The organism is Arthrobacter sp. GCM10027362 (assembly GCF_042679445.1).
Lineage (GTDB): Bacteria > Actinomycetota > Actinomycetes > Actinomycetales > Micrococcaceae > Crystallibacter.
In genome coordinates this window covers 1-8,703 of sequence record NZ_JBHTML010000166.1, presented here as the reverse complement: position 1 = coordinate 8,703, position 8,703 = coordinate 1, and the positions used below count along the sequence as shown (strand labels likewise).

The window sequence follows — 8,703 nt, the reverse complement described above, 5'->3', positions numbered from 1 at the left end:
CGCCGCCGTGTGGGCCGGGCGGAAGTTTCCGCCGCCGCGCCGTAGCCAACCAGGTTGGCTTCCCGCTCCGGCCGCACGTAGCCGGCTGCCGGCGGTGCGGCCGGGGCCTCGGCCGGCTCGCCGGCCACTTCAATCGAGACAATCGGCTCGCCCACCCGCACCGTGGTCCCCGGCCCGCCGTGCAGCTTCCGGACCACCCCGGCGAACGGGGAGGGCAGTTCCACCACGGCCTTGGCCGTCTCCACCTCGCCGAGGACCTGGTTCAGCACCACCGTGTCCCCCTCGGCCACCCGCCAGCCGACAATGTCCGATTCCGTCAGCCCCTCGCCCAGGTCCGGCAGCGTGTACACCTTGATCGCCACTAGTCCTCCAGTCCGCTCAGCGAATTCGGCCGGCCCAGTACCCGGTCCACCCCGTCCAGGATGCGGTCCAGGTCCGGCAGGTGGTGCTGTTCCATCCGGGCCGGCGGGTACGGGATGTCGAAGCCGGTCACGCGCACCGGGGCGTGCTCAAGGTAGTAGAAGCACCGCTCGGTGATGCCGGCGGCCAGCTCGGCGCCCAGGCCGCCGGTCTGCGACGCCTCGTGGCTGATGACCAGGCGGCCGGTGCGCCGCACGGACTCCGCCACCGTGTCGAAGTCAAGCGGGGACAGCGAGCGCAGGTCGATCACTTCCAGGGAGATGCCCTCGTCCGCCGCCGCTTCGGCCGCCTCCCGGGCCGTCGGGACCAGCGGGCCGTAGGCCACCAGGGTGGCGTCCCGGCCGGGACGTTCGATTCGCGCCTGTTCCAGCGGCGCGGCCGCGGCAAAGTCGGCGTCCAGGTCCACGTCCCCCTTGGCGTGGTAGCGGCGCTTGGGTTCGAAGAACACCACCGGGTCATCGCAGGCGATGGCCTGCTGGACCATCAGATAGGCATCCTGCGGGCTGGACGGGGAGACCGCGCGCAGCCCGGCGGTATGCAGGAAATAGGCCTCGGGCGACTCCGAATGGTGCTCGGCCCCGCCGAAGCCGCCGCCGAAGGGAATCCGGATGGTCATGGGCATCTTCACCCGGCCCCGCGAGCGGAAGTGCAGCTTGGCCACCTGGCTGACGATCTGGTCGAAGGCCGGGTAGACGAAGCCGTCGAACTGGATCTCGCAGACCGGGCGGTAGCCGCGGAAGCACATGCCCACGGCGGTGCCCAGGATCCCGGACTCGGCCAGCGGCGAGTCGACCACCCGGTGGGCGCCGAAATCCTTCTGCAGCCCGTCGGTGATCCGGAAGACCCCGCCGAGGGTGCCGATGTCCTCGCCGATCAGCAGCACCTTGGGATCCCGGTCCAGGGCCTTGCGCAGGCCCGCGTTGAGGGCCTGTCCGAACGTCATCGTGGTCACCGCTGGCCTCCTTCGGCCGCTTCGAAGCCGGCAAGGTACCGGGCATAGTGCTGTTTTTGCCGTTCGAGCACCGGGTGCACGGTGCTGTAGACGTTGTCGAAGAGTTCCAGCTCCCCGGGGTCCGGCAGGCCGGTGCACGCCGCCCGCAGTCCGGCCGCGGCGTCGTCGGCGGCCGCACGCACCTGGTCCCGGAACTCGTCGCCGAACAGGCCCTCGGACTGCAGGTGCGCCCCCAGCCTGTCGATCGGGTCCCGGGTCCGCCAGTCCTCGAGCTCGTTCGGATCCCGGTACCGGGTTGGATCGTCCGCCGTGGTGTGCGGGCCCATCCGGTAGGTCACGGCCTCGATGAAGTACGGCCCGGCACCGGAACGGACCCGGTCCAGCGCCTCGCGCGTGACCGCCAGGCAGGCCAGCACGTCGTTGCCGTCCACCCGGACACTGGGGATGCCGAAGCCCGGTGCCCGGTCCGCAATCGGGCGCTGCGCCTGGACGCGGACCGGCTCGGAGATGGCCCACTGATTGTTCTGGCAGAAGAAGAGCACCGGGGCCTGGAAGCTCGCGGCAAAGACCATGGCCTCGTTCGTATCCCCCTGGCTGGTCGCGCCGTCGCCAAAATAGACAATCGTGGCCGTTTCGGCGCCGTCGAACTTGGTGGCCATCGCGTAGCCGGTGGCGTGCAGGGTCTGCGCGCCGATGATGATCTGCATCGGCGCCATGTTCAGCCGGTACGGATCCCAGCTGGAGGGGGCATTGCCGCGCCAGACTTTCACCAGGTCCGCAAAGTCCGCGCCCCGGCACCAGGCCACGCCGGTGTCGCGGTAGCTGGGGAAGACGAAATCGTCCGGGGCCAGCGCGCGCCCGGAGCCGATCTGGGCGGCCTCCTGTCCGAGCATCGGCGGCCACAGGGCCAACTCCCCCTGGCGCTGCAGCGCGGTGGCCTCCACGTCGATCCGGCGGGTGACGGCCATGTCCCGGTACAGGCCCTGGAGCCGGCCGCCGTCGATATCCTTGAGCCAGTCGTCATAGTGCGGCTCCGGAACCCGGACCCCGGCCGGCGTGAGCAATTGGATGAACGGGTTCCGGGATTTTCCGCCGGATTCGGGACCGGTATCTGGTATGGACATGGCGCACTCCACCTTTGCTGTCCGTTGCATTCCGCTGCCGGTCCGGTGCACCGGCACCGCTGCGGGACCGCCGGCCCCCTTGCCGGACGGATAGTGTGACGATACTCACGTCGGGCAGCCCGCGCAATCGCTTCGCCGGAAACTGAGCAATATGCCCGGTTTCTGGCCGGCGGGGCGTGCTACCCTTGCGCACTATGCGGAATCTGGATGACACCGACACGCGGCTGCTGCTGGCCCTGGCCCGGGACCCGCGCAGCACGGTGGTGGCCCTGGCCCAGGAGCTGGGACTGTCCCGCAACACCGTTCAGGCCCGCCTCGCGCAGCTGGAAAGGAAGGATGTCTTCCTCCCGTTCGAACGGCGGATCAATCCCGCGGCGCTGGGCTACCCGCTGGCCGCCTTCGTGCACCTGCATGTGCAGCAGCAGAAGCTCATCCCGGTCACCGAGGCGCTGTCCCTGATCCCCGAGGTGGTGGAGGCCTACGGCATCACGGGGCAGGCCGACATCCTCGCCAAGGTGGTGTCCGAGGGGGCCGAGGACCTGTTCCGGATCACCGGCAAGATCCTGGCCATCGACGGCGTGGAGCGCACCGATACCTCGCTGGCCATGCACGAACTGATCCCCTACCGGATGGAGCAGCTGCTGCGCTCCGGGCGTATGCTCGGTTGAACCACGCAGACGGCCCGCTGCGCCGGGGCGGGCCGGACGGAAGGACGGTGCCATGCGCATTGGCGTGCCGCGGGAAGTGAAGAACAACGAGTTCCGGGTGGCCATCACGCCCGCCGGCGTCCACGAGCTGGTCCTGGCCGGGCACGAGGTCGGCATCGAGGCCGGGGCCGGGGCCGGATCGGCCATTTCGGACGCCGACTACGAGGCCGCAGGGGCCCGCATCTTCGCATCCGCGGACGAGACCTGGGCCGGGGCGCAGCTGCTGCTCAAGGTCAAGGAACCGGTGCCCGAGGAATACCACCGGCTGCGCCCGGGGCTGACGCTGTTCACCTACCTCCACCTGGCCGCGGACCGGGACCTGACCGCCGAACTCTGCGAACGCCGGGTCACCGCCATCGCCTACGAGACGGTCCAGTTGCCGGACCGCTCCCTGCCGCTGCTGGCGCCGATGTCCGAGGTGGCCGGACGGCTGGCGCCGCAGGTGGGCGCCCAGTGCCTGATGCAGCCGCAGGGCGGCCGGGGCGTGCTGCTGGGCGGGGTGCCCGGCACCCAGGCCGCCAACGTCGTCGTGATCGGCGCCGGCGTGGCCGGTTCCAATGCCGTGGCCATGGCCGCCGGCATGCGGGCGAACGTAACGGTGCTGGACACCAACATCCGCCGGCTGCAGGAACTGGACGCGCAGTACCAGGGCCGGATCACCACCATCGCCAGCAACGGCTTCGAACTCACCGCCGCGGTGCTGGACGCGGACCTGGTCATCGGGGCGGTGCTGATTCCCGGGGCCAGGGCCCCGCGGCTGGTCTCCAGCGAACTGGTCAGGCAGATGCGCCCGGGCTCGGTCATGGTGGATGTCTCCATCGACCAGGGCGGCTGCTTCGAGGACTCCCGGCCCACCACGCACGCGGATCCCACCTTCAAGGTCCATGACACGGTGTTCTACTGCGTGGCCAACATGCCCGGGGCCGTGCCGCGGACCTCCACCTATGCCCTCACCAACGCCACCCTGCGCTACATCAAGGCCGTCGCGGACGAAGGCTTCGATGCAGCGGCCGTACGGCTGCCCGAACTGCAGCCCGGGCTGAACACCCGGGACGGCGTGATTGTCTCCGAACCTGTACGGTTGGCGCATGCCGGATAACGAAGACGTCCCGAACCACCCTGCTCCCTCGGCAGACCAGCTGCGCCGGACCGCCAGCGAGCTGTTCGGCCTGCAGACCCTGCGCCCCGGCCAGCTCGAGGGCATGGCGGCCGCCGTCCGGGGCGAGGATGTGCTGGCCGTGCTGCCCACCGGTTCCGGCAAGTCCGCCATCTACCAGGTGCCCGGGGCGCTGCTGGACGGTACCGCCGTTGTGGTGTCCCCGCTGCTGGCCCTCCAGCGCGACCAGGTAGAGGCCATCAACGGGGACCTGGGGGCCCGGCGCGCCTACGCCATCAACTCCCAGATCGGCGCCCGGGGCGAACGGGCCGCCTGGGCCGCGGTGGAAAGCGCGGAGGCCAAGTTCGTGTTCCTCGCCCCCGAACAGCTGGCCCGGGAGGAGACGCTCGACCGGCTCGCCCGCTGCCGGATCAGCCTCTTCGTGGTCGATGAGGCGCACTGCATTTCCTCCTGGGGCCACGACTTCCGGCCCGACTACCTGACCCTGACGGCGGCCATCCAGCGGCTCCGCCGCCCGCCGGTGATGGCCCTGACCGCCACGGCGTCCCCGCACGTACGTGCGGAGATCATCGAGCGGCTGGGCATGCGCGAGCCGGCCAGCATCGTGCACAGCTTCGACCGGCCCAACCTGCACCTGGAGGTCATCCGCCACCACGAGGACCGCGGCAAGCGGCACGCGGTCCTGGACGGCGTCGAGGAACTGCGCGGGCCCGGGCTGCTGTACGCGGCCACCCGGCAGGATACCGAATGGTATGCCGCCGAACTCACCGCCCGCGGCCTGCGGGCCCAGGCCTACCATGCCGGCCGCCGGGCCGCGGACCGCACCGCGGTCCATGAGCGCTTCCATGCCAACGAGCTGGACGTGGTGGTGGCCACGACAGCCTTCGGGATGGGAATCGACAAGCCGGACGCCAGGTTCGTGGTGCACGCGCACATCCCCGATTCGCTGGACAGCTACTACCAGGAGATCGGCCGGGCCGGGCGCGACGGCGAGCCGGCCCGGGCCGTGCTGCACTACCGTTCGGAAGACCTGGGACTGCAGCAGTTCTTTGTCGGCGGCGTGCCGGACGAGGAGGAGCTTTCCGCCGTGTTCACCGCCGTGCAGGAGGCCGGGTCCGTGCGGGCCGCCGCCCTGTCCCGGCAGACGGGGCTGTCTGCCCGCAGGCAGGCGCGGGTGCTGAACCTGCTCGAGCACAGCGGCAGCATCCTCGCCGGGCGCCGGGGCTACCGGGCGGTGAGGGCCATCGAGGCCGGGACCGCAGTGGAGCGCGCCTTCGCCGAGGCCGAGTCCCGGCGCCGGATCGACCAGTCCCGGGTGGAGATGATGCGCGGCTACGCCGAGACGGACCACTGCCGGCGCGACTTCCTGCTGAACTATTTCGGCGAGGAGACCGACGGCTACTGCGGCAACTGCGACAACTGCGATGAAGGTTCCGCCGCCGAGGCCCGGGAACTGGAGGCGGCCATGCCCGCCGGCTACGCCATGCAGGCACCGGTGAAGCACCGGGAGTGGGGGCCGGGCACCGTGATGGGCGTGCTGCCGGACCGCATCACCGTCCTGTTCGAGTCAGTGGGGTATAAGGATCTGTCGCTGAAGCTGATCGGCGAGGACGAGGGCCTGCTCGAGGTCGGCGAGGCCCCGTCCGGGGACTAGGGAATTAAGGAGATTAACAGCGGCGGTGCCCTTCCCGGCGTCGGGAAGGGCACCGCCGGAGCGCCCTAAGGGAAGCGGCAGGGCCCCGCCCTGAGCTCGCGAAGGGCGGGGAGCCGCTGGACGCTAGTGATCCACCGCCTTTTCGGCGCCGACGCCGGTGAGCGAGCGGACCTCCATCTCCGCCTGCTTGGCCGGGTCCTCGCCGGTCTTATCCAGCACCGTGCCCAGCCAGCCGAGGAAGAAGGCCAGCGGAATCGAGACGATGCCGGGATTCTTCAGCCCGAAGACGGCGAAGTCCGCGCCGGGGATCATGGCGGTTTCGGATCCCGAGACCACCGGCGAAAACACGATCAGGACGATCGCCGCGGCCAGGCCGCCGTACATCGACCACACCGCTCCCCGGGTGGAGAAGCGCTTCCAGAACAGCGAATAGATGATGGTCGGCAGGTTGGCCGAGGCTGCCACCGCGAAGGCCAGCGCTACCAGGAAGGCCACGTTCTGGCCTTGGGCGCCGATGCCGCCGAGGATCGAGAGCACCCCGATGACGACGACGGTGCGCCGGGCCACCTTGACCTCGCCGTCGGGGTCCACCTTGCCGCGCCGGACGACGTTGGCGTAGATGTCGTGGGCGAAGGAGGCTGCCGCCGTGATCGTCAGACCGGCCACCACGGCCAGGATGGTCGCGAAGGCGACGGCGGAGATCAGCCCGAGCAGCAGGGGTCCGCCCAGGTGGAAGGCCAGCAGCGGGGCGGCGGAGTTGACCCCGCCCGGGGCGGCCTTGATCGCGTCCGGGCCAATCAGGGCACCGGCGCCGTAGCCCAGGACCAGGGTAAACAGGTAGAAGGCGCCGATCAGCCAGATCGCCCAGACCACCGATTTGCGGGCCTCCTTGGCGGTGGGCACGGTGTAGAAGCGCATCAGCACGTGCGGCAGCGCTGCGGTGCCCAGCACCAGGGCCAGGGCCAGGGAGATGAAGTCGAACTTGGAGGTTTCGCTCACCCCGTACTGCAGGCCGGGGTTGAGGATGTCGGCGGTGCCCGCCGTCGCCGCGGCATCGCCCAGCAGCGAGGAGAGGTTGAAGCCGTACAGCGCCAGCACCCAGATGGTCATCACGAAGGCTCCGGCGATCAGCAGGCAGGCCTTGATGATCTGCACCCAGGTGGTGCCCTTCATGCCCCCGACCAGCACGTAGAGGATCATCAGCGCGCCCACCACGGTGATCACCAGGGACTGGCCCAGCCGGTCGTTGATCCCCAGCAGGAGCGAGACCAGGCCGCCGGCGCCGGCCATCTGGGCCAGCAGGTAGAAGAAGCAGACCGCCAGCGTGGTGGTCGCCGCGGCGATCCGGACCGGCCGCTGCTTCAGGCGGAAGGAGAGCACGTCCGCCATGGTGAACTTGCCGGTGTTGCGCAGCAGTTCGGCCACCAGCAGCAGGGCCACCAGCCAGGCGACCAGGAAGCCGATGGAGTACAGGAAGCCATCGTAGCCGTTGATCGCAATGGCCCCCACAATGCCCAGGAACGAAGCGGCCGAGAGATAGTCCCCGGCGATGGCGGTGCCGTTCTGCGACCCGGTGAAGGACCGGCCCGCGGCGTAGTAGTCCGCCGCCGTCCTGTTGTTCCGGCTGGCGCGCAGCACGATCACCAGGGTGATCGCCACGAACAGGCCGAAGATGGCCATGTTGATCCAGGGCTCGCCGGCCTGGGTGGGGGCCGTGGCGACGGTGGCAGGAAGCGCAGCGGGTACTGCGGCGGACACGGCCAGGACGTTCATTTGCTTCCTCCGGTCTCGGTGCGGGCGGCGTCGGCCTCCAGTTCGGAGCGCAGTTCCGCGGCGATCGGGTCCAGCTTCCGGTTGGCATAGCCGACGTACCACATGGTGATCGCGAACGTGGTGACGAACTGCAGCAGGCCGAAGACCAGCCCGATGTTGATGTTGCCGATGACCTTGGTGGACATGAACCCGTGTGCGTAGTCCGCCAGCAGCACGTACAGGAAATACCAGAGCAGGAAGGCCGCGGCCATCGGGAAGACGAAGCTGCGGTGGCGCCGGCGCAGCTCGCGGAAGCGGGGCCGCTGCTGGACTTCCTGGAAGTCCACGGCCCCAAGAGGTGCAGCAGAGCCGGTCCTGCCGGCGTCCGGAGTGGGAGTGGTGCCCATCTTCTCTCCTTGAACGGGGGTGTGATCACAATCACTGTCCAATGGATTCTCCCCTGGCGGGAACCATCCGGCAGGGGCGGATCGGCCAGCAGGCGCCCGGCTGCGGTAAGCGGTAGTTCCGTGCGCCCGGCGGCGCGCCGGACGGCGGCGGCGTCCGGCGCGTTATGGTGGATAGCATGCTCAGCCCGGCCCTCGAGGTCGCCATCATCGCGGTTCTCGCCGCCGCCATCGTCGCCATCATCGGCCTGGTCGGTTTCCGTCTCTCACGCTCGTACCGGGACCTGGGCTCGGAGGCAGAGCGCGCCACCTACGCCACGCTGCACACGGCCGCGCTGGCCGCCCCGCACCTGCGCGCCGGCCTCTCCCCCGGCGCCGGCAGGGCCGGCCGCTACCTGCGCGAACTGCTGGGCACCGAGGTGCTGGTGCTCACGGACGAGGACAGCGTGCTGGCCTGGGACGGCGGGGCCGAACCACGGCCGGAGCAGCAGGACCAGGCGCTGGCGCTGGCCGGCAGGGCTTTGGCCACCGGCCGGACCCAGGTCTTCCGGCAAAAGCAGCTGGCCGCGGCGG

The 8,703-nt window shown here is 70.1% G+C and carries 8 protein-coding genes and 1 pseudogene; 4 read left to right on the top strand and 5 right to left on the bottom strand.

The features are described 5' to 3' along the window. The 3 genes from ACFQ36_RS18040 to pdhA form a co-directional block, all read right to left on the bottom strand. Window positions 1-362: biotin/lipoyl-containing protein (locus ACFQ36_RS18040; RefSeq protein WP_377016114.1), on the bottom strand; the 362-nt coding region annotated here is incomplete at its 3' end. Then, window positions 362-1,372 carry an alpha-ketoacid dehydrogenase subunit beta gene (locus ACFQ36_RS18035; RefSeq protein WP_377016112.1) on the bottom strand — a complete coding sequence of 337 codons (1,011 nt, stop codon included), beginning with the start codon at window positions 1,370-1,372 and terminating at the stop codon, window positions 362-364. The genes ACFQ36_RS18035 and ACFQ36_RS18040, both read right to left, overlap by 1 nt. Continuing rightward, entirely contained in the window at window positions 1,369-2,496 is a 1,128-nt protein-coding gene (gene pdhA / locus ACFQ36_RS18030; RefSeq protein WP_377016110.1) for a pyruvate dehydrogenase (acetyl-transferring) E1 component subunit alpha, read from the bottom strand. The genes ACFQ36_RS18035 and pdhA overlap by 4 nt, the downstream gene beginning before the upstream one ends. 194 nt (window positions 2,497-2,690) lie before the next feature. Here pdhA and ACFQ36_RS18025 point away from each other — a divergent pair, with 194 nt between their 5' ends. Genes ACFQ36_RS18025 through ACFQ36_RS18015 form a run of 3 tightly spaced genes read left to right on the top strand, consistent with a single transcriptional unit; the run spans window position 2,691 to window position 5,974 of the window. Beyond that, window positions 2,691-3,164 carry an Lrp/AsnC family transcriptional regulator gene (locus ACFQ36_RS18025; protein WP_377016108.1) on the top strand — a complete coding sequence of 158 codons (474 nt, stop codon included), beginning with the start codon at window positions 2,691-2,693 and terminating at the stop codon, window positions 3,162-3,164. A gap of 52 nt (window positions 3,165-3,216) precedes the next feature. Next, window positions 3,217-4,302 carry an alanine dehydrogenase gene (gene ald, locus ACFQ36_RS18020; protein WP_377016106.1) on the top strand — a complete coding sequence of 362 codons (1,086 nt, stop codon included), beginning with the start codon at window positions 3,217-3,219 and terminating at the stop codon, window positions 4,300-4,302. Further along, window positions 4,292-5,974 carry a RecQ family ATP-dependent DNA helicase gene (locus ACFQ36_RS18015; RefSeq protein WP_377016104.1) on the top strand — a complete coding sequence of 561 codons (1,683 nt, stop codon included), beginning with the start codon at window positions 4,292-4,294 and terminating at the stop codon, window positions 5,972-5,974. Before ald ends, ACFQ36_RS18015 begins: the two co-directional genes overlap by 11 nt. A 123-nt stretch (window positions 5,975-6,097) precedes the next feature. Here ACFQ36_RS18015 and ACFQ36_RS18010 read toward each other — a convergent pair whose 3' ends face one another. Beyond that, complete coding sequence (locus ACFQ36_RS18010; protein WP_377016102.1) at window positions 6,098-7,747, bottom strand: cation acetate symporter; 1,650 nt, start codon at window positions 7,745-7,747, stop codon at window positions 6,098-6,100. Then, window positions 7,744-8,133: a DUF485 domain-containing protein gene (locus ACFQ36_RS18005; RefSeq protein WP_377016100.1), complete on the bottom strand. Its 390-nt coding sequence runs from the start codon at window positions 8,131-8,133 to the stop codon at window positions 7,744-7,746. The genes ACFQ36_RS18010 and ACFQ36_RS18005 overlap by 4 nt, the downstream gene beginning before the upstream one ends. A gap of 176 nt (window positions 8,134-8,309) precedes the next feature. Between ACFQ36_RS18005 and ACFQ36_RS18000 the strand changes: the two are divergent. Then, window positions 8,310-8,703 (top strand): annotated as a pseudogene (locus ACFQ36_RS18000) (sensor histidine kinase); the annotation flags it as partial.

Coding starts and splice junctions, on each gene's coding strand:
- ACFQ36_RS18025 (WP_377016108.1), top strand. CDS start 2,691: ATGCGGAATCTGGATGACACCGACACGCGGCTGCTGCTGGCCCTGGCC.
- ACFQ36_RS18015 (WP_377016104.1), top strand. CDS start 4,292: ATGCCGGATAACGAAGACGTCCCGAACCACCCTGCTCCCTCGGCAGAC.
- pdhA (WP_377016110.1), bottom strand. CDS start 2,496: ATGTCCATACCAGATACCGGTCCCGAATCCGGCGGAAAATCCCGGAAC.
- ACFQ36_RS18010 (WP_377016102.1), bottom strand. CDS start 7,747: ATGAACGTCCTGGCCGTGTCCGCCGCAGTACCCGCTGCGCTTCCTGCC.
- ACFQ36_RS18005 (WP_377016100.1), bottom strand. CDS start 8,133: ATGGGCACCACTCCCACTCCGGACGCCGGCAGGACCGGCTCTGCTGCA.
- ald (WP_377016106.1), top strand. CDS start 3,217: ATGCGCATTGGCGTGCCGCGGGAAGTGAAGAACAACGAGTTCCGGGTG.